Origin of the sequence: Paraflavitalea sp. CAU 1676 (assembly GCF_029223285.1) — a bacterium.
In the GTDB taxonomy this organism is placed as follows: Bacteria; Bacteroidota; Bacteroidia; order Chitinophagales; family Chitinophagaceae; genus Paraflavitalea.
The window spans coordinates 204204-225238 of sequence record NZ_JARHUJ010000004.1 but is presented as its reverse complement, the minus strand read 5'-3'; the positions used below and the strand labels follow the sequence as shown (position 1 = coordinate 225238).

17 protein-coding genes are annotated in these 21035 nt (G+C 50.1%); 12 read left to right on the top strand and 5 right to left on the bottom strand.

Annotated features, from left to right (window positions below):
• Positions 1-324 precede the first annotated feature (324 nt).
• Genes P2H89_RS13945 through P2H89_RS13935 form a run of 3 tightly spaced genes read left to right on the top strand, consistent with a single transcriptional unit; the run spans position 325 to position 4267 of the window.
• Positions 325-2022 (top strand): ABC transporter ATP-binding protein, encoded by a 1698-nt coding sequence (locus P2H89_RS13945; RefSeq protein WP_275827757.1) that lies wholly within the window; start codon positions 325-327, stop codon positions 2020-2022.
• A complete protein-coding gene (locus P2H89_RS13940) occupies positions 2015-3070 on the top strand; it encodes a glycosyltransferase (RefSeq protein ID WP_275827755.1) in 1056 nt (351 codons plus the stop codon). Before P2H89_RS13945 ends, P2H89_RS13940 begins: the two co-directional genes overlap by 8 nt.
• Before the next feature lie 6 nt (positions 3071-3076).
• A complete protein-coding gene (locus P2H89_RS13935) occupies positions 3077-4267 on the top strand; it encodes a glycosyltransferase family 4 protein (RefSeq protein WP_275827753.1) in 1191 nt (396 codons plus the stop codon).
• Positions 4268-4296: 29 nt separating this feature from the next.
• On the opposite strand, the gene P2H89_RS13930 is transcribed toward P2H89_RS13935, so the two are convergent.
• Together P2H89_RS13930 and P2H89_RS13925 are read right to left on the bottom strand one after the other, a co-directional pair.
• Complete coding sequence (locus tag P2H89_RS13930; protein ID WP_275827751.1) at positions 4297-5835, bottom strand: hypothetical protein; 1539 nt, start codon at positions 5833-5835, stop codon at positions 4297-4299.
• A complete protein-coding gene (locus tag P2H89_RS13925; protein ID WP_275827749.1) occupies positions 5832-6839 on the bottom strand; it encodes a glycosyltransferase family 2 protein in 1008 nt (335 codons plus the stop codon). Before P2H89_RS13925 ends, P2H89_RS13930 begins: the two co-directional genes overlap by 4 nt.
• Positions 6840-7055: 216 nt before the next feature.
• Between P2H89_RS13925 and P2H89_RS13920 the strand changes: the two genes are divergently transcribed.
• From P2H89_RS13920 to P2H89_RS13900, 5 genes are all read left to right on the top strand, one after another.
• Positions 7056-7559 (top strand): hypothetical protein, encoded by a 504-nt coding sequence (locus P2H89_RS13920; RefSeq protein ID WP_275827748.1) that lies wholly within the window; start codon positions 7056-7058, stop codon positions 7557-7559.
• 328 nt (positions 7560-7887) lie between these two features.
• The gene (locus tag P2H89_RS13915) at positions 7888-8682 is read left to right on the top strand and encodes a hypothetical protein (protein WP_275827746.1); all 795 of its coding nucleotides are present in this window, start codon (positions 7888-7890) and stop codon (positions 8680-8682) included.
• Positions 8683-8778: 96 nt separating this feature from the next.
• Complete coding sequence (locus P2H89_RS13910) at positions 8779-10239, top strand: radical SAM protein (protein ID WP_275827745.1); 1461 nt, start codon at positions 8779-8781, stop codon at positions 10237-10239.
• Entirely contained in the window at positions 10232-11104 is an 873-nt protein-coding gene (locus P2H89_RS13905; protein WP_275827743.1) for a class I SAM-dependent methyltransferase, read from the top strand. Before P2H89_RS13910 ends, P2H89_RS13905 begins: the two co-directional genes overlap by 8 nt.
• Positions 11101-12507 (top strand): radical SAM protein, encoded by a 1407-nt coding sequence (locus tag P2H89_RS13900; protein ID WP_275827741.1) that lies wholly within the window; start codon positions 11101-11103, stop codon positions 12505-12507. The genes P2H89_RS13905 and P2H89_RS13900 overlap by 4 nt, the downstream gene beginning before the upstream one ends.
• Before the next feature lie 158 nt (positions 12508-12665).
• Here the strand turns inward: P2H89_RS13900 and P2H89_RS13895 are convergent, their stop codons facing one another.
• The gene (locus tag P2H89_RS13895) at positions 12666-13631 is read right to left on the bottom strand and encodes a hypothetical protein (RefSeq protein ID WP_275827739.1); all 966 of its coding nucleotides are present in this window, start codon (positions 13629-13631) and stop codon (positions 12666-12668) included.
• A gap of 139 nt (positions 13632-13770) precedes the next feature.
• Here P2H89_RS13895 and P2H89_RS13890 point away from each other — a divergent pair, with 139 nt between their 5' ends.
• The 3 genes from P2H89_RS13890 (at position 13771) to P2H89_RS13880 (ending at position 17329) form a co-directional block, all read left to right on the top strand.
• Positions 13771-14466 carry a sugar transferase gene (locus P2H89_RS13890; RefSeq protein ID WP_275827737.1) on the top strand — a complete coding sequence of 232 codons (696 nt, stop codon included), beginning with the start codon at positions 13771-13773 and terminating at the stop codon, positions 14464-14466.
• Between the two features lie 569 nt (positions 14467-15035).
• Positions 15036-15566, top strand: a complete 531-nt coding sequence (locus tag P2H89_RS13885) for an RNA polymerase sigma-70 factor (RefSeq protein ID WP_275827735.1) — start codon at positions 15036-15038, stop codon at positions 15564-15566.
• A gap of 1484 nt (positions 15567-17050) precedes the next feature.
• Complete coding sequence (locus tag P2H89_RS13880) at positions 17051-17329, top strand: hypothetical protein (RefSeq protein ID WP_275827733.1); 279 nt, start codon at positions 17051-17053, stop codon at positions 17327-17329.
• A gap of 33 nt (positions 17330-17362) precedes the next feature.
• Here the strand turns inward: P2H89_RS13880 and P2H89_RS13875 are convergent, their stop codons facing one another.
• Positions 17363-18358, bottom strand: a complete 996-nt coding sequence (locus P2H89_RS13875; RefSeq protein WP_275827731.1) for an AraC family transcriptional regulator — start codon at positions 18356-18358, stop codon at positions 17363-17365.
• Between the two features lie 528 nt (positions 18359-18886).
• On the opposite strand from P2H89_RS13875, the gene P2H89_RS13870 reads away from it, so the two are divergent.
• The gene (locus P2H89_RS13870) at positions 18887-20035 is read left to right on the top strand and encodes a phospholipase D-like domain-containing protein (RefSeq protein WP_275827729.1); all 1149 of its coding nucleotides are present in this window, start codon (positions 18887-18889) and stop codon (positions 20033-20035) included.
• Here P2H89_RS13870 and P2H89_RS13865 read toward each other — a convergent pair.
• Positions 20006-21022 (bottom strand): metal-dependent hydrolase, encoded by a 1017-nt coding sequence (locus P2H89_RS13865; protein ID WP_275827727.1) that lies wholly within the window; start codon positions 21020-21022, stop codon positions 20006-20008. The genes P2H89_RS13870 and P2H89_RS13865 overlap by 30 nt on opposite strands.
• Between the last annotated feature and the right edge of the window lie 13 nt (positions 21023-21035).

The following is a 21035-nucleotide window of genomic DNA, read 5'->3' as shown; positions in this document are numbered from 1 at the left end:
GGAGCCTGGTAATGAGGCTGGAAAACAAACCAGTTAACTGCCTGATGGCTTTCAACTTATTGCAGGTATTCCGATGGCAAACGCAGAAAGCACCTTTACCCAGTTTGGGAAAATTTACAGAAAAACACCTGGCCAAGCCACACTAACCAACACGATCCGGACAATGGTCCCAGATCAATGGTGGGCCAGCAGGTGCTTTCTGTCGATTTGGGAGGAAGCACGCTTACAGCTGGCTGGTCGGGCGGCAGGTAAATGCTGTCGGCCCAGAGGCAACCCCGTGGTGCTGCTGCCCGTATGGAAAGCTGAGCATCAATACGCTAAATCGTGGCCAACTTAAAACAGATCATCCAGCAAAGTATCGCCATCCTGCACCCGCCCGAACGCAAACGGATGGGCTGGCTGGCAGTATACGATCTGTTGATCAGCCTGGCCGATATAGCGTCTCTGGCCTGGTTGCTGTTGATCATCAGGATCTACGCCACGCCCACCGGCGCACCGGCCAGCAGCCTGCTACCAGCCTGGCTGCAAAACCGGCAAAGCCTGTTACCGGTAGGCATATGCCTGCTGCTGTTTAGTGTAAAGAACCTGGCCGGCTTCCTGGTATACCGCGCACAATGCCGGTTTGTCGCCAGCGTGGCTACCCGCCTCGCCCGGCAGCGCCTGCAGCAATACCTTGAAGGCGCCTATACCAACTTCATCCATGTGGATTCGTCGGTGCATATTCGACGCATCAGTTATCAGCCCATCGATTTCTGTCAGCATGTGCTGGCTGGCCTGCAGCAGGTGATCACCCAGGTGGTACTGATCGCGCTGACGATCGTTGCCATCCTGCTCTTCAATGCAACATTGTTTCTGTTGCTGTTCGTGTTGTTGTTGCCGCCGGTGATCGCAGTATCCTATCTCGTGAAGAAACGGTTGCGCCGGGTACGTAGCGAAACACGCAGCAGCAGTGAAAAAGCACTGCAGCATTTGCAGGAAGCCCTGCATGGGTTTGTAGAAAGTAATATCTACGATAAGAATCACGCCTTCCTCGAGCGCTATATGGCACGCCAGGAACAATTCACCCATCACTTCGCCCAAACGATGATCGTGCAGGGCATTCCCGCCCGCATGATGGAAGTGTTTGCCCTGCTGGGCCTGTTCATCTTGCTGGCCCTTCAACAGTGGAGCGGCTACGCCAACTCCGCAACGATCATTACCGTCGGCGCTTTTATGGCCGCGGCGTACAAGATCATTCCCGGCATTGTGAAAATTCTCAATACCCTGGGCCAGGTTCAAACCTATTACTACACTGCGGAAGAATTGTTGGAGCAAACACCGGCCAACAAAACAACTCCCGGCCCCTTGGCCACCACTGCAGCGGACGCCGCTACCCTGCCCGCCATTCACCAATTGCAATTCAGCAACGTGCATTTCAACTTCGGACAGAAGCAGGTGCTGCACAAGCTCAACTGGACGTTGCAGCCCGGAGACTTCATGGGCATCTCGGGCCCATCGGGTCAGGGTAAAACAACCATCCTCAACCTGCTGCTCGGTTTCCTGCATCCCGACGCCGGGCAGATACTCATCAACGGCCAGCCTACGGCGAAGGAAGAACGCAAACGCTACTGGCCCGTGATCGCTTATGTAAAACAGCAGCCTTTCCTGTTGCACGATACCTTACAGCACAATGTTACCCTCAATGGCAGCCATTATCATGAAAAGAAATTTCACCGGGCCGTACAGGCCGCCGGACTCCTCCACCTGATGCAGGAACAGCAGGAAGCGGGACCACTGATCGCCGAGCAGGGCCGCAACATCAGCGGTGGCCAGCGGCAGCGCATCGCCATCGCCCGCGCTTTGTACAAAGATGCCGACCTCATCATACTCGACGAGCCTTTCAATGAACTTGACCAGTCATCGGAACTGACCCTGTTGCAACATTTCAGGCACCTCACTGAAAACGGTAAGATGGTGATCCTGATCACCCATCACCAGGACAGTTTTTCATTTTGTAACAAAATCCTGCAACTCGATGTATAAACCCGAAACCTTGGTGGTGATCACCCCGGCTTTTCCGGAAAACGAATCGGCCACCTGGTGGGTGCCTTCGCAGCAATTGATGGTGCGGGCTTTGCAGGAGAACTACCCGGGCACCCGGATCGTTGTGCTGGCGCTGTTGTATCCCTATCACCAGAACGTTTACCAATGGCATGGCATCGATGTGCAGGCTTTCGATGGCACCCATAAACGCAAAGCCAAAAGATTATTGTTGTATCAACAGGTATGGGCTACGCTGCGCAGTTTACGCAAGCATCATCAACTCATTGGCCTGTTCAGTTTCTGGAGCGGAGAATGCGCCTTCATCGGTCAGTATTTTGGCAGGCTTCATGCCATTCGCCATATCAGTTGGATATGCGGTCAGGATGCTAAGAAGGAGAACCGCTGGGTTCGTTACATTCGTCCGCGCAGCCACCAGCTGGCCGCTATGGGCGCCACCCTGCGCGATCTCTATGAGCACAGCCACGGCGTACGCCCTTTGCATCTTGTACCCAATGCCATCGACCAACGCGTGTTTCCGGCCGCCCTGCCTGCTGTCCGCGATATTGACGTCATGGCAGCCGGCTCTTTCGAACCGCTGAAGCAATATGACCTGTATGCCAAGGTGGTGGGGGCATTGCAACAATCGATACCGACATTGAAAGCCATTCATTGCGGACTGGGCCGCGAAAAGGAAAAAGTGGAAGCAGTGATCGGGGAACTGCAATTGCAGGATCATCTTTCGCTGCTGGGCGGGCTTCCCCATGCAGAAGTGCTGCAACTGATGCAGCGCAGCAAAGTGTTCCTGCATACGTCGAGGTACGAAGGCTGCAGTACGGTATGCCTGGAAGCGCTGTATGCCGGCGCGCATGTGATCAGCTTCTGTTATCCCTTCGATCATCCGGTGGCGCATTGGCATGTGGTGAGCAATGCAGATGAAATGGAACAGAAAGCAGTGGAGTTATTACGAGATGCCAGTCTGCCCCATGAACGCATACTGTATCATTCCATGCATGATAGTGCCAGGACCGTTATGCAATTATTCAAATAAGGGCTCATGAAGGTGGTGAACATTTTTTATTATTACGACGATCGCATTGATGATGCGGAAGCACTGGTGCGCCTGTACTATACCACCACCGGCTGGGCCGAATCTTTATTGCCACTGGGCGTGGAAAGCATTTTCATGACCCGCTTTGGCAAGGATGAGCATTTTGAGAAAAACAATATCCGTCACTATTTCATCCATGACGGCGGCAGCAGTCAGCTGCGGGCCTGGCAGGTGCCGTTTAAGTTTTTGCTGGAAGTTAAAAAGCTGGATGCCGACGTTGTACATGTACATAGCCTTACCTTATCGCTGCAAACCTTTGTACTTCGTTGCTTATTGCCCCGCACTACAGCCATAGTAGTACAACATCATGGCGGACGGTCACCCGGCCGCCTGAAACGAACCATTCATAACCTACTCAACAAAGTGGCGGATGCGTTCTTTTTTACCACGCATGCACAAGGAGCCGAATGGCTGATGAAGCAAGCCCCCTGCCCTAAGGTGATGCCTGTAATAGAGGGCACTACTTTTTTTGATTATGACAGCCGTGATGCAAACCTGCCGCTGGTCTATGCCAACCGGGCGGTGGCGAGGCAGGAAACCGGCATGCAGGGATCGCCGGTATTTCTGTGGGTGGGCCGGCTCGATGACAACAAAGACCCGCTGACGGTACTCGCCGGCTTTGCGTTGTTGTTGCGGAAACGCCCGCAGTCGCGGCTTTATATGATCTATAGTGACAACCGGCTGGAGACGGCCGTGAAACAATTTATTGCGCAGCACCCTTCGCTGTATGCGCAAACGACCTTATTGGGCGCTATACCGCATGAACAGATGCCCTGGTATTACAACAGCGCCGATTACTTTGTGCTGGGCAGTCATTATGAAGGTTGTGGGTATGCGATGAGTGAAGCCATGCGTTGCGGATGCGTGCCAATTGTTACCGATATTCCCAGCTTTCGCCGCATGACCAATGAAGGCCAACTAGGCGCATTGTGGCAACCCGGCAACAAAGAGACTTTCCTGGCGGCCGCCACCGCTGCGATGGCCAGGCCTTTAGCGACGGAAGCGCAGGCCTGCATCGATTATTACCGGGAGCATCTATCCTTCGATGCCATTGCCCGGGTGGCCAAAAAGCATTATCAACACGTAATTGAGGCGAGGCGAAAAGGAAAAGCAACGCTCCAGCCTCAGCAGGTTTGAATTTCGCACGCGTTAATGTCTTGGAAGCGTCAATGCTTTTCAACCCGGTACAGGTAAACATTCCCACCTTTTTCTATAGCACCTCCTACACTGTCTGTGAGGGCTACATTATATGTTTGCTGGAACAGGTCATCCACCTTAGCCAGCTCGGCGGGCGAGCCGGAAGAGATCATCCAAAATCCATCCAGACCTTGTTGAAAAAGTTGCGTCGCGCCATCGGCATACCGATGGGGCAGCTTCATGAGCCGGGCCATGTGCTCATCCCACAACAGGAAATTGACCTCCCGCTGCAGATCGATGCAATAAAGCGGCTGATCAGTAAATGCAGCTACCGCATTCAGGCCCCAATAATCGCATACGAGCTTTTCACCGACCGGCACCTTAGCCATCAAGCCGCCTACGCGGTTGAAGTTTGAGAAGGGCTTGTTCCAATCACTGCTCAATGCAATAGCCGTAGCCACTATCTGCACCACCAGCAAGACATTGAAGAGCCGTTGCTGCCAGCGGCTGGTACGGTATTCGTAGCAATACAACCACCAGGCTGCCAGGAAGCCTATAAAGATGAGCCCTGCATACCGGGCACATCCCAGCGGAAACACCACGATACTGACCAGGGCTGTAGCCAATAGGTTGGCGCCAAACAGCAGCAGGCTCTTGCGGCTTTTCCGCAACAGGCTTACCATCAGCACAACGATCGCTGCGGCAAGGAACGGCGTTACATATTTCAGCCAGGTATGGTGCGCCTGCCACTGCATCAGGAATTCGGTATTCCACCAATGCGCTTCCCACCAGGCCGGCACCGGTATCATCGAGCGAATGGGCGATTGAATGGTGATGATGATGTTTGAAGCATTCCACCGGTCGAGCCAGAAAGGCACGGCCAGCGCGCCACCCGATGGCGGGAAGATGAAATACAAAGAAGGCAGCAACACCAATAAGCCTGCAACCATATGCCCCGCCAATCCCTTCGTCGACTTGTATTGTTCATAATTCCACCATAAGTAATAAAGATGAAGGCTGCCGGCCAGCAGCAGGGCAAAGAGATGCCCATTCGACAATAGCAGCAGCAATGCATAATACAGGATCGCTTTGTATTTGAACTGTTGACGCAGCAATCCGCAAATACAAAATACCAGCAGCACGCCGATAGCATAGTTGCGCGTGAGCACGGCAAACTCGAACAGGAAAAAATAACCGAAGGGAATGAGCAATCTGGACGGCAGCGGAAGCGGCGAATAAAAAAGCAGCAGGAATACCGTGGCCGAAGCTATTACCAGGTGAACAACCTGCACATAGAGGAAGTTGTGCGTAACCCGCGATATGATCCACATGATGGTATACCAGGTGGGTGGATGTCCCTCGAAGCGACTATTGTAAATAACATCCGCATAGCTGACGCTTCCCTTGGCGATATTCCAGCTATGTATTTCATCACCCCAAGGCTCATGGCGTAGCATGGCGCCGGCGGCGATCGCCACATACAGCAATCCCGCCGTCCATAACAGGATCTTTTCGTACGACAAAACAGTTGCAGGCCGAAGGCTTGCTGTTGACGACCAGGTATTCATAAAACAGGTTCTACCACTTTCTTGTTGGCTTTAGCGGCTTTGTAATAAGGATTCGATCCCCACGCAATTTGCCAGATCGTCTTCAGCGATGCACGCACCATGCGCCGATCTCCCACCCGCATAAAACTGAGCATATTGCCCGTGAGCGACCACAATAACCAGCCTTTGCTGGCGGGCAACTGGCGGGCCCTGGTTCTTCTGAAATAATCGAGGGCCAGCATGCGCCGGTAATATTGCAGCGGCCTTTGCAGCCGGTTTTCGGCTGCATGGTGGTGGTAGACAAAGGCGTTGTTCAATACCTGTACGCCTGCCACCGGGAATCCGATATTGACGCCGTAGTTGTCGCCTATACCATGTCGATCAAGTACTTCTTCATAGGGCGATTGCAGCAGCCAGCTTTTGCGAACCACCGAAGCGCCCAGTCCGTATATAGGAGTTGTAAAATAATCACCACTGAAATCGGTGATCACAGGCCAACCCGCCTTTGTGATATGATTTCCTTTTCGCCGGTAATAGCTGGTAATGTTGCGAACCAGGAAATTATTCTCTGCGCAGCGTATTTCGCCCCATATGCTCAAGCGGAACAGGTAATGCCAGTAAAGGGCCATGGGCGAATGCAGGTCGTACGCTGCTTTCCACTCCCCTTTCTCCTGTTGCAGTACGAGGCCCGATACGGCGCCGGCTTCGGGATGTTGCTGCACATGCGCGGCGATCTTTTGCAGGTAATCGGCCGGCACTTCAATATCATCATCACAGAGAAATATCCATTCGCCCTTTGCCAGACGAATGCCTTCGTTACGTTGTATGCATACCGATTTTTCGGCCCTCACATATTGTATGTCCATCGCGGCGAACGCCGAAAGTTCATGGTCTCCAAACTGGTCATCGCCCGAGTCGACGATGATCACTTCCCGCAGGGGATGTTGAGATCCCTGCAGGTGCTGTAATAACTGCAATACACGCTGCTTTCGGTTGCAGGTGGGTATTACGACGCTGATATCCATGAGCATACAGGGCTGCGGCCATAACAGCCCCCAACAATATTATACAATATTCTCCCAATACAATTCAGTGAAAAACAATAAATTATTTACCCCTTTAGGCAGGCAACCCTTACTCATAATACTTCGTATAAACCGGGCTCTTCCTGAATTGTTTTTACTAATCTCATAACAAGTAACTTCAGTTTCTCCCATCTTTACCTCAACGACATTAAAGCGATGACAGTAAGAGGAATATTGATTATACTATTTTTTTTCATTGCTTGTGTTGGGCATGCCCAACCTGTTACCATTCAAATTAGTAAACAGGGCAAGGATGATTCAACAGGTAAAGCGCTTTTCAGCGTATCAATAAAGAATAATTCTTTTCAAAAATTCCATGTTCAGGATACAGCCATTTTGCAGCAATATGCCGGCAGTCCGATCAATTCGATAGCACCCCGTTTTGAAAAAAAAGAAAAAGATACCTATGAATTTTTCCCCGGTGTTGATGGCGTACCGGGCTTGCCTGTGCCAGACCCATGCATAAATGCCTGCTGTACCTGCAGCTCTTTAAAGAAGGGAGAACAACTTCAGTTCAACCTGGATTTATTGAGCTGTTGTACCCTGAAAAAAGGTGATTACCGGGTAAAGGTTTTATTGCAGTCGATCAGTACAGCCCCCGAAGCAAAAGAACGGGAATACATCTTTACATCAAATTATGTCTATTTCTCCGTAAAATAGCTCGCTCACTTATTCATTGAGCCCTGTCGATCTGTTGATTGGCAGGGCTTTTTTTATCCCCGTGCCGCATAATCTCTCCTCCAGGTAAAATACATTTCCTGCCTACCCAATCTACTAGTATAACAGGCGATAGCTTACCCATTAACCCGTAGATAAGCTGTATATAAGCTGTACATAAGCCGTAGATAAACTGTCCTTTTAAGGGGCGGCTTATCTACGGCTTACATATATTTTTTTTACATTTAAAATACATGTTATATATTTAGAAGGAGACAATCCGGTGCAAATTAGACTGGCCGGAGCTTATTGCTTACCTCAAAACACAAGTATGGCACGTATCAATCCCGATGCTTCCCTGACCGGATCGGTGGGGAATTTTTCCTACTACAAAATGAGGGGCGTAGACCAGCCCATTGTTCGCAGCAAGGGTGGCGCTTCAAAACAGAAGATCAAAACACATCCGAAGTTTGAAACTACCCGGCGGATCAATGCCGAGTTTGGAGGCAGGGCCACTGCCAGTAAATGGATCATGCGCATGTTGTGGCCACAGAAAGCCCTGGCCGATCACAATATTGCCGGGCCGCTCAATGCCCTGATGAAGCCCGTCCAGGCGCTGGATACAGGAAGTGAAAATGGAGAACGCCATATAAGATTATCAAACTATCCCTCCATATTGGAAGGCTTTTCACTCAACAGAAAAACGGGCTTTGATTCCATTGTGCGCACCTATATTGGTTGCCAGGTGTTAAGAGAAAACCTGCATGTCCGGGTGGATATTCCTGCACTCCTCCCGGGTATTAACCTGCATGCACCGAAAGCACACCCATTGTATGCCATAACCGTTGTATTCGGTATCATCCCCGATCTGTTTTACACACCTCAGGGATACGCTCCCGTGAATGAATATGCCGGTTTTGTGCCTGTTGTAAGTGGTACAGAATGGTATCCGCTGGTGGAGGGATCACCAGCCACGAGCCTGGACATCCAACACCCCTTGGTGCCACCCGATGAACAATTCAGCATCATGATCTCTATTGGTATACGGTTTGGCGTGATGCGCAGTGCCACGCTGATCGACCAGGTTCCTTATGCTGGAGCCAGCAGGGTACTTGCTATGGCATAAAGTGCAGGCTTCTTGCTGGTCTCAGGCAACCTAATAGGCTGACAGCCGTACTGTTTAGGAACTGCAGCAGCCGATGGCTGTTGCCCTGAACGGATTATGAAGAAGTTATTATTCTCCCATTCCTATTTCCTGCGTTACGACCCCAAGCAATGGGATACCGGACAACCCTATGCCCCCCTGGGCACGCTGTATGCGGCATCGCTGCTGCGGGAACATGGCTATGCAGTATCCCTGTTCGATACCATGTTTGCGCAGGGGCCCGATGAAGTGTTGCCTTTGCTGGAAAACTTCAGGCCCGACGTCTTCGTTCTGTACGACGATGGCTTCAACTACCTCACCAAGATGTGCCTCACCAATATGCGGGAAGCAGCCTTCCGCATGAGCAAACTCGCGCGGCAACAAGGCTGTACCGTGATCGTCTGCAGCTCCGACTCCACTGATCATTTTGCGCAATACCTCGATGAGGGGGCCGACTACATCATCCTGGGAGAAGGCGAAATGACTTTGCTTGAACTGGTGCAGGCACTCGATACACCCGGCACTTCAATTACTTCCATTCCCGGACTTGCCTATCGCGAAAAAGGCACGGATGTAAAAACAGGCAAACGCCCTGTGATGAAGGATCTCGACAGTCTTCCCCTACCAGCTTGGGACCTGGTGAATATGGCGCCTTACCGGGCCATGTGGCAAAAGAGCACGGGTTATTTCTCTATGAACGTTGCCACTACGCGCGGCTGCCCTTTCAAATGTAACTGGTGCGCCAAACCGATCTATGGCAATCGTTACAATTCCAGGTCGCCTCAACATGTGGTGCAGGAACTTAAGCTATTGAAAGAACGTTACCAGTTTGACTATATCTGGTTTTGCGACGACATCTTCGGCCTAAAGCCCGGCTGGGTCCAGGAATTTGCCTCCCTTACCGAACAGGAACAATTACCGCTTCGTTTCAAGATTCAATCGCGTGCCGATCTGCTGGTGCAGGAAAACTATATACGCTCACTGGCGCGCGCTGGCTGCGAAAACGCATGGATGGGCGCCGAAAGCGGTTCGCAGCAAATACTCGACGCGATGGATAAAGGCACTACCATCGAACAGATACACCAGGCTACCGGGCTGCTCAAGCAACACGGCATACGCCCCTCTTTCTTCATACAGTTTGGCTATCCCGGCGAAACCCAGGAAGATATCCGTAAAACGATCAACATGATCCGGCAACTGATGCCGGCCGAACTGGGCATTTCTGTTTCCTATCCATTACCCGGTACGGTTTTCTACGAACGCGTGAAGAATGATCTGAAGGCAAAATCCAACTGGGCCGATTCGGACGAACTGCAATTGATGTTCAGGAACACCTATCCACCTGCCTTCTACAAGAAACTGCACCGGCATGTGCACCACGTGTACCGCACCTGGCAGGGATGGGCTGCCTTCAGGCAGGCAATACGCAATCCCTTTGCCGTTAAGCTGAGCGATATTAAAAAAGTGGCAGCCGCCTGCCTCTACCTGCCCCGCACCTTCATCGGGCGGTGGCAATTGAAAAAACTATCGTATGAATGAAACAGCCGCTTTTGATGTACTGGCTGCCGGCTACGATGTGTCGTTCAGCCAAAGCCTCACCGGGCAGGCTCAACGAAATGCCAGCCGGAGCTGGTTGCAGGCTTTCCTGGCCAACCGGGGCCCCTTGCGGATACTGGAGATCAATTGCGGTACCGGCGACGATGCCTGGTGGCTGGCTTCGATGGGACATACTGTAACCGCCACCGACCAAAGCGCCGCAATGATCAAACAGGCCAGGATGAAATTGATTGATGGCGGAGCGGAAGCAAACCGGATAACCGGCATGGCAATGGATGCACATAGGGGATTAACCGGCAACAGTCTTATTGCAGCGCCACAATTCATCACCTGTTCTTTTGAAGCGCTCAGCTATACCCTTGCCGGCGAGCAGTACGATCTAGTCTTCTCCAATTTCGCCGGACTTAATTGCATTGATCCCAGACAATTGTCAACCTTCGGCCGATCTGTAGCATCCCTGCTTCGGCGCGATGGACACCTCGCGGCTGTGATCTTTGGGAAGTATTGCTGGTGGGAGACCTGCTACTTTCTTACAAAGGCCAACCTGCGCCAGGCCTTCCGGCGCTGGACGCATAAACCACAACTGGCCCGCCTGAACGACGACGTACACCAGGAAATACACTATTATTCAGTACGCCGGTTTCTCCGCGAGCTACCGGCATTCAAACTCAAAGCGAGGAGACCGGTAGGGCTATTCATCCCGCCTTCTTATATGGAGCCTGCGATGCGCCGTCACCGCCAGGTTTTTACGCTGTTGAGCAAACTGGAAAATCAACTGCAACAGTTTTCTGTTTGTAGCTCACTCGCCGACCACACCTATTTACTTTTAAAAAAGGAATTGTTATGAATATCCTGCTTACCCACGGATATTTTATCGGGGAAGATGAGAAGGAACAAGCCATTATGCGGCCTTATGTTCCCCTGGGTATCTTATATATATCCGCCTACCTGGAACAACACGGCTATTCAAACCGTGTATTCGACAGTACGTTCTCTTCTTTCGCAAAGCTGTGCGCTACCCTGCTCGAAGACAAACCTGCCGTGGTGGGCATTTATACCAACCTGATGACCAAACTGAATGTACTGCGCATTATCCGGTTCATCAGGAGCGAGCGGGCATTGGATCATACAAAGATCGTATTAGGCGGTCCCGAAGTGCGCAATCACCTGGTAAAATTCCTCGAGCAGCAGGCCGACTTTTTGGTATTGGGGGAGGGCGAACAAACCATGCTTGAGTTGGTGCAATGGGTGGAAGGTGGCTGCGAGGGTGATCGTTCCGCCATTGATGGCATCGCCTATATGGATGAAACAAATGGCGTGCGACAAAACCGGGAACGCGGTAAACTAAAAAATCTCGATGAGTTGCCGATGCCCAACCGGCAACAGGTTGACCTGCAACTTTATTTCGACGCCTGGAAGCAGAAACATGGCACCAATGCCATTTCGGTAAGTACCATGCGGGGCTGCCCTTACTCCTGCAAGTGGTGCAGCCGCGCCGTGTATGGACAAAGCTATCGCCGGCGTAGCCCGCAAGCCGTGGCCGACGAAATTGCCTGGATCAAATTGCATTACTCGGTAGATAGCATCTGGTTTGTGGATGACGTATTTACCGTAAGCCATAAGTGGCTCGATGAATTTGCCGAAGAAATGACCAGCCGCAACCTGGTTATGCCGTATGAATGTATTACCCGGGCCGACCGCATGAATGAAGAGGTTATTTTGAAACTCAAGGCCAGTGGCTGCTTCCGGGTGTGGATCGGGGCCGAAAGTGGTTCACAGAAGATCATCGACCTGATGGACCGCCGGGTGGAAGTGGGGCAGGTACGTGATATGATCAGGCTGGCCCGCCATCATGGCTTACAGGCCGGTACGTTTATCATGGTGGGTTACCCCGGAGAAACGAAGGAAGATATTTTTGAAACGGTTCATCACCTGAAATCGGCCGAGCCCGATCTTTTCACGATTACTGTAACTTACCCTATCAAGGGAACCCCACTTTATGCCGAAGTGGAAGATCGCTTTGTGCAACAACTGGAATGGGAATCGAGTACCGACCGCGATATCGATTTTAAGCGCACGTACAACCGCCGGTATTATGATTATGCTATCGAGATGATCAATAATGAAATGTATTATCACCGTGCCTTGAAGCATCCACTGGCCAACCTGTTCCGCATCCCAATGTTTAAGCTCCGGTCGGTTTGGGCGCAGCGAAATATGCGTGTGGAAGAACGCAGGGGCACGGCTTGAGAGAGTAGTTCGTGCTGAGTGGAACGCCACGGTTTGAGCAAGTAGTACGGCTTAAGTGGAGGGCCACGGCTTGAGGCAAAAGGTATATCCGGAAGGGAGTAGCCTGGCCGGCAAATTGAGCCCACTGAGGTGAGCACTTATCCGAGCCGGCGTGATCCTTACTTCAAGACAGGAACATCGGCCCGATCGACCATTGCCCAGAGTTTTTGTAATTTCTGTTGGTATTCGTCGAGTATCCTCCGTTGAAAATATTGCGGATTGGGTTTGGCAAAATGTTTACCGGTTACCAATCCCATTCTTCCTCCTTGTATGTTTTGTCGTTGATCTGATTCTTTCTTCTTCCACCGCCGGGAGGTTAGCTGCATCAGGTAGTTGTCTGCCGCTTCGCCTGCTGAAAGGTTAAGTAACCATTCGATCGACCGTTTCAACCAACTACCTTTCCCCCTAGAGGGATAGACAGGGCTTTTACCGCGGTAGGCTGGCAGGTAGTCCTGTACCCAACTGTTGACTGCAAAGAAACGCTGCACACTATCGTCCCCGCAAACCGGCATCAGCGTAAGCAACTCGATGGCGGTAAACATATTCTGCTCGCGGATAAGCAACGCCTCTTCATCGATATAGTAATTCATACAAAAGTCATGCTGTCCGCCCCAGCAATACGATAATTTCTTGAGCGCATGCATGGCAGTACGTGCCAGCCAGAGGCGATTGGCGCTGGTAATGATAAAGAGGTCTATATCGGCATTGTCGCCGGCAAAATTTTTGGACAACGAACCCGATATGCAAACCCCTCTCACAAAGGGAAATCCCTGCAGCAGTCGGGCGATGCGATGGGCTTTGCGCAGCATAACGGTTGCCTTTTCATTTCCGCTTCTTCGCCGTGCTGCCAGGGCTGCTTCATTGTGTAAGGCATAAAACCCATCGACATAAAAAACGACCTGCTCCCTGAGCAATTGTTGCAGCAAGGGTTGCAGCTCTTCAATGGTTGCGGTACGATGTGAAAAATGCAAGATCTCCCCGGCGGTCAGCGGGTAATGAAAAAGATCGAACCAGGCCAGGGTTTTCAGTACACTATAAGCCAGCGTTGTCCGGGTACTAGTGGCTGGGTGATCGAGTGCATACATGCAGGCAACTTTTTTAATGAGGCGAACGTATTTCCAATAAAATACTGGGGTTGGTTAAAAAAGGTTGCTTCTATAGCCAACTCCATCTGATATCCGGCATTACTACTCTCCTTCTTCCCAAAAGCATATCCAATTTAGCATGAATGTTCTATTGGCACCCGTTGCTATTGATAAAACCGGGACCCGAAGCAGTCCATCGATCAGGCGTTATATTACCCGCAAGCGGCATTACTTCGTGCTGAAGCGGATCATTGACATCGTGCTATCGATCGTCGTGATCGCGGGCGTACTGAGCTGGCTGGTGCCGTTGGTAGCGCTGTTATTGCGATTTGATTCAACCGGACCGGTATTCTTTCGCCAAAAGAGGGTTGGCCGGGGCGGGCGCAGCTTTGTCTGCTATAAGTTCCGTACGATGGTGGTGAACGAACTGGCAGACAGTTTGCCGGCCGATCCGGAAGACCTGCGCGTTACCCGGCTGGGGCGATGGTTGCGGCAAACCAATATTGATGAGCTTCCACAATTCCTGAATGTACTGGAAGGCAGCATGAGTATTGTGGGGCCAAGGCCGCATATGCATGCCGACTGTCGCCGCTTTGCCGAGATCATCCCCCGCTACAAGATGAGGAACCTGGTGAAGCCCGGCATCACCGGCATGGCGCAGATCGGTGGCTATCATGGCCCTGTACGCGACCGGACTGATGCGGTGCTTCGTTACCAGTACGACCTGTACTACATCCGCAATGCATCTATCTGGCTGGATATCAGGATCATGACAAAAACCATCACGAGAACCCTTACTGCCGGAACTGCAACACCAGTTGTAAACAATGTATAATATACACTTATCGGGAAGTGGTCAACGATGCTACAACGTTTAAGCAATCTGGTGATATAACGGGCCGACAGATAATTATTTTCTAATAAACGAGCTTGAAACTTCCGAATAATTCAATGGAGGCGGTTGATTGCCGAAGATCGTTTAACCATTGACTATTTATACCCGTTAAAGGTCAGTATTGTGGAAGTAAAAGATGACAGGTAATTTTGATATATTGAATAATACTTGTAAACTTGTTCTTGAAATAGTATTCCTCCTCCTCTTTTTTTTGGTAAAGAAAGCTCTCTGGTAGCAAGATTTCATTAGGCAGTAGTTCAACGGGCACTCCTGGTGAATGAATTGTTTTTTGCTGTCGAATAGTTCGTCTGGCAGCGCAATGCTCGTATTCGAGCATCACTTGTCCTTGCATTCCCATCAGTAAAGTTATCACCAATCCGGTGGCGATTAAGTATTGCCCTACCCGGAACGGATCGGGCCATTAACGATGGCTCATTGTACGTTATTTCTTTAAACCGTTTAAAAATCCGACGCTGATGTATCAAGAGGAAACCTGCACGAGCCCAAACATGTTAACCGAGCTGAAAGGCGACAACCCGAAGGCCTTTGCCTTTTTCTTCGACCAACATTACAATGCGCTCTGTTACTTTGCCGAGCGGCTGGTAAGAGATCAACTGATGGCAGAAGACATTGTAGAAGAAACCTTCATGAAATTCTGGGACAAACGTTTTGATTTTGAGACGGAACAAGGTATCAAGGCGTTCCTGTACATCTCTACCCGAAATGCCTGTTTAAACATTATCAAACAGTCACATCGCGACAACCAATCGCAGGCCGAGTTGCTTTACCTATCAGAAAAAAAGGAAGGCTTTGTGTTGAATGAAATGATCCGGGCCGAGGTATTGAGTGTGATCGACAAAGAGCTGAACAAGTTACCTGTTCAATGCCGTACCATCTTAAAGATGAGTTATGTAAAGGGCCTTAAGAACCAGGAAATCGCCGACAAACTCGCCATATCTGTCAACACAGTCAGAAACCAAAAAGCCAGGGGTTTGCAATTACTGCGTACCAAGGTCGATAGCAATGAGCTGCTTGGCTGATGCGTACAGGCAACCCATTATGCATAGCTGCTCATAGGAAGCCGTAAAAATAATCCATGCAAGATCTATACTTCAACCCTGTCATTTACAGCACCTATTGTGCTCCTTTAGTAGCTCGCCTACAAAGTTCCTGAAAATATATTTTGATTTGCTTTAGTACAAAATGCCTGATTAGTTGTTTCTATATAGTACAGCATGCTGCGAGGGCGACGATCACCATAAAGTCTCTATATGATTGTCAGAAAAGTGAGAATAATCAGCATGGATTGTGTAGTAAAAGTAAGTCTTAAAGATACTTGACATAGAGAGTCCGAAGCTACTGTTATCTTATGGCAAACACTGTTCTACTATAACAGTTAGTTTTGATCTCATGTGACTGTTTGGTTGGGTCACAACAAGGGAGTGTTTCTACTCTCCCTTTCAATTTGCTTTCAACGTGCCGGCATGTCTGGCCTCCGAATATACTCGTAAGAACTGATTATCCTTAGCCAAATCATAAGGCGATTGATTAAACGAATGTGAACTGTGTTCACTATGTTTCCTCATGTGCATCATGCCCTCTTCAGGGTACAGAAGAGGTGCAGGAATCCCCACAGCCGGGTATTCTTACCTGGCTTTCCTTTTACTTGTTGATAGTCCCGAAAGGGATACACCATAGATTTCTACAACCCTCACTTTATAAAAGTTCATCTGTCTTACCGACATCGATGAACTTTTGTATTATAATCCGGGTGCTGGCGGGTAAAACCTCTTGATCACCCAATGATCTCCACTGCCAGGAGCGACAGAGCAGGGGAAATAACACAGTTAGTTCGATGTATACCCAACGAGTTATGTTGACCCTCTAACCTAAACATAACCAGGGCCTCGTTAACACGAACAGACTACTTACCACAGCCATACACCCGGATTGTAAGAAGAGTTCCTATCATTCAACCGCTTTTCAAAGCCGGCGCAGGAGCAGCGAATGCCCTGCAGCCCGCCGTTAAACATACTATTCTTTGCCACCTAAATATCCAACCGAATTGACCTGCTTGTTTATGTTAGCCGGATAAAAATTTCCATAATTGACTATAAACTCAATTATTTTATCACCTTAAGAGTAAACCATTAGGCCCCTTCCAGCACAAGCTACAAAGTGTATTCTTTTCATATTTGCTTTCCCGTTATAAACCAGCGTCATAACCAATTATATCATCCCCGACAATACCCAGTTACCATTATCATCCAAAGGGCCCGGCAAAATTTTAATAATAATTTTCCGGTTTTCCTTTAGTACGAAATGCCGATATAGTTGTTATAATAATAGCTGGACGATCTAAGTTGGGCATTGAATCCGGTTGCCCGATCCATTATTAGATAAACTACGCCCCTCTCTTCCTCATCCTGGTTAAACCGACCCAATCGGCGGACCTGCATTGCAGACTGACTAACCCTCAGATCATACATGTTTCGCCACTGAATTATATTTAACTTGTATTCCGATGAATGAAGAACAATTTTTACCAGTTTCCCGCACAGCCTGTCTGATCCTTCATGCGCTGTGCTCCGCCACCGAAGCAGCTGCTTCACCGGATTTGCAGCGCTGGTTATTGGAACATCCTGCCAATCAATTACTGATCGATGAATTGAATGAGCCCGACACACTTTACCAGGAACTTGTCAACTATAGTAAATTCAATACAGCAGAACGTCTCGACAAAGCTACCAGACGCCTTTTTGGCGATAATCCATCCGCCACGCAAGAACCCGGAACCAACTAAACAACCTTTCTCCATTTGCAGTATGTTCACCCGTCACTGATCAGTACCACTACGTTGCATCGTACTGGGTAGCACTCCATACTTCTTCTTGAAGGCCACAGTAAAACTCGAGATATTCTTATAACCCACGCTGATAGCAACGGCATGCACTGTCATATTGGTTTCCAGCAGCAGCCCTTTTGCTTTTTCCATACGTGCCTCCAGGAGGAATTCGAATATAGTGACCCCATACATTTGCTTGAACCTGCGCTTCAATTTGAAATCATTCAATCCAATCGTATGAGACAGTTCCATAACAGTGCCCGGCTGATCGATACGCTGCGACAAATATTCGCGTGCTTCGCGCACTTTAGCCAGTTCATGGGCCTGCAACTTCCATCCGGCTGCAGTTTGGCTGCTCATCGACATCTTTGTGACGGTGAGCAGGAGCAGGCGCGACAACAACGACTGCAACCAGGTATTTTTAGCATCGCCCGTAAATGGACAGTTGCGCATATGTTGCAGGATCGTAAGAATATCGGGCGTTATGGCGGCATGTACGGGGTTCAACTGACCTGAAAAGCCCAACGAAGTTTTGAACAGGAACTCATCAACCAGGCTATAGCTGCCGCCTAACCGATGAAGCCAGGCAGGCGCGAATTGTATTTCACAAACCGTATACTTCTTACCTTTCTCGAGCCAAAGCTGGTGGTGCAGGGAAGCTCCGTATAGGATATTGAATTCTCCTTCTGCCAAACGTGTTTTGGACATGCCTTCCTGCTGAAACCGAAAAGAACGATTGATGGCAAAGCACAAAGAGTACATGGGCGCCTCCGTCACTGCATGCAGGCAAATACTTTGCTTCATCTGGTAGGTTTTGTACCAGATACTGAAATCCGGACCAGTTTGTTCATAAAACAGGAAATTGCCCCACTCGCCCGAAGCATATTGTGGCATGGCACCCGGCACCTGCAAGCGTGCCAGCGGTCCCGGCACAGTTTTCGAAAAGGATACCGGTTCATTATCACGCAACATTAATTGTATATCCATAGCTATGCTTTATCACCTTCATTCGCCACAATCGCCTACCCATCGGAAATATAGCAGTTATGGACAACCTAAATAAAAACACCTAAGAGGTTACCACTAATCCGCATTAAGGCATTCAACGTACACGATACATTTTTTGATATAGAACAAGTCCTGTGCCGGAACAGTGACGTATTCGGGAGCATGATAGCACGCAGCCAGAATTCCGGACCGGTCAGCGTGATGCAGCCGGGCAGGTGGTCGCCGGCGAGGTGGAAAGATGTCTGTTAGGAGGAAAGGCGGCGGCAAGGAGACTACTAATCGGAAAGGCCCCCTATGATGCCGGCAAGCACTTGCATTGGGGAAGGGAACCGGCGAGGCAGGAGCACTGGCGAGGCAGCCGCCAACCACGGCATCTGATTTGCAAACAATGCTCATCTCCAATGTGTTAAAAAGCCGGCTGATAGCCGAATGGATTATTTTAATAGCTTGTAGCCTATGACTTTGGTAAGAACAAGGCCTTCGTTTTCCTATACTCAACATAACACGGTGAAACTGATCCGGGGTGGGAAGGAATATTTTACCCTGTTGTTGTCGCTAATAGAACAGGCTGAACGGTTCATTCACCTGCAGGTCTATATCTATGACGAAGACGATACGGGCCGTGCCGTGGCGGAGGCGCTGATGGCCGCCGCCAAACGTGGGGTGGCAGTATACCTGCTACCCGATGGATATGCATCGCAGAACATGTCGAAACCATTCATCAAAACGATGGAAGAAGCAGGCATCCGGTTCCGCTACTTTCAACCCATCCTGAAAAGTGATTTCTTTTACTTCGGCCGCCGCCTGCATCATAAACTGCTGGTAATAGACGGCAGGCATAGCCTGGTGGGCGGCATTAATATCAGCAACAAATACAATGACGGCTTTGGTCATCCTGCCTGGCTCGATTGGGCCCTTTACAGTGAAGGGGACATTGTACCCGAACTGGTGCGGGTAAGCCTCGAACTATGGACACGCTTCCGGAAAGACCGCCGTAGTTTGTTGTGGCAGGCTGATGCACCGGAAAAACGTATTAAACAAGTATGCCCCATCCGCCTGCGGCGCAATGATTGGGTGCAGAAACGCAGTCAGATCACCACCAGCTATCTTGAAATGTTCAAAGATGCCCGATCGCACATTTACATCATGTCGAGTTACTTTTTACCTGGTATGCTGCTGCGTAAGAAAATGGCCCGGGCAGCCCGGCGGGGTGTGAAGATCAGGCTGGTGCTGGCGGGTATTTCGGATGTGAAGCTGGCCAAACATGCCGAACGCTATATATACCGTTGGATCTTTAAGAACAATATCGAGGTATACGAATACAACCACAGTGTACTACATGCTAAAATAGCTACCTACGATGGCAAATGGTGTACCATCGGCTCTTACAACGTCAACAACATAAGTGCTTTTGCCAGCATCGAGCTTAACCTCGATGTGCACCAGGAAGCTATTGCAAGATCTATGCAAGGGGAGATAGAATGCATTATCCGGGAAGATTGCGAACGCATTACCGAAGAAGACTTCCGCACCCGCTACAATTTCTTCAAGCGTCTGTTTCAACATGGTTGCTACCAGGTTGTGCGGGTCCTTTTCTTCCTCTTCACCTTCTATTTCAAACAAAGGTCATTTAAGTCCGCGAATGCGTCGAAGTAAGAAACGGATGGCGTCGCGGTCCCAATTGCGAAACCGCCCCCGCTGTATCACGAGCAGGTTTTCCTCGGGCTTCTGCAGGAAATAGTGGAACACAAAACGGGCTTCGGGATGCTGCCAGCCGATGATCTGCCCAAAGCGGAGATCGTTGAACACGACTGTGCTATCGTAGCGGTCGATGATATAGTATCCTTGGGAGAACCGGATGAGGCGGTGCAGGTCTTCCATGTCCTTTAAGGGCTCCAGGTAATCATCGTGCCGCAGGCGGTAATGCAGCAGCGAGGTATCACCGGCCCTATCGAACACCGACCGGTGACCAATATGGTACCCCTGCCTGTCTTCCAGCACCACAAACCACAGCATGTTGTTGAGCGGCGTAGGCGTGCTGAAATAACGTTTCCAGCCAATGCCTTCGGCCCGTGCAATGGCTTTCACTTCCCGATCGACCGTTGCCTTATTGATCATACTTACGCCGATATAGGCTACGCTGGCGGCCACGGAAGCCGTGGCCCAGGTACGCCGTGCACGGTAACCGGTGCGAGAGAACAACAGGACCAAAAATCCGATAGCCGGCCAGATCGAAAATAATGGATCAGCTACAAACAGCAGGTGAAACGACACCCGGTAGTGCGAGAAAGGTTCAAACCAACCGGTTCCATAGGCGTTACACGCGTCGAGCAACACATGCACCAACATTTCGATGGCAAAAAAGATCGTCCATTTGCGCCAGGTATAATTGTGCGGCCGGTGCCAGCGGTCGGCCGCCAGGGCCAGCAGCGGCGCTACGATAGCTATAAACAGAAAGGAATGCGTAAAGCCCCGGTGGGCCAACAGCTCATCGGCCGGCCCCATCCAGAAGGCGGCTATAAAATCTATATCGGGCAGACTTTGTGTAAGGATACCCCAGAACATGGCTTTCTTGCCAAGCCGCTTACCTGCCACCGCTTCACCGATACAGGCGCCCAATACGATATGTGTAAGCGAATCCATACGCTGTAACAAG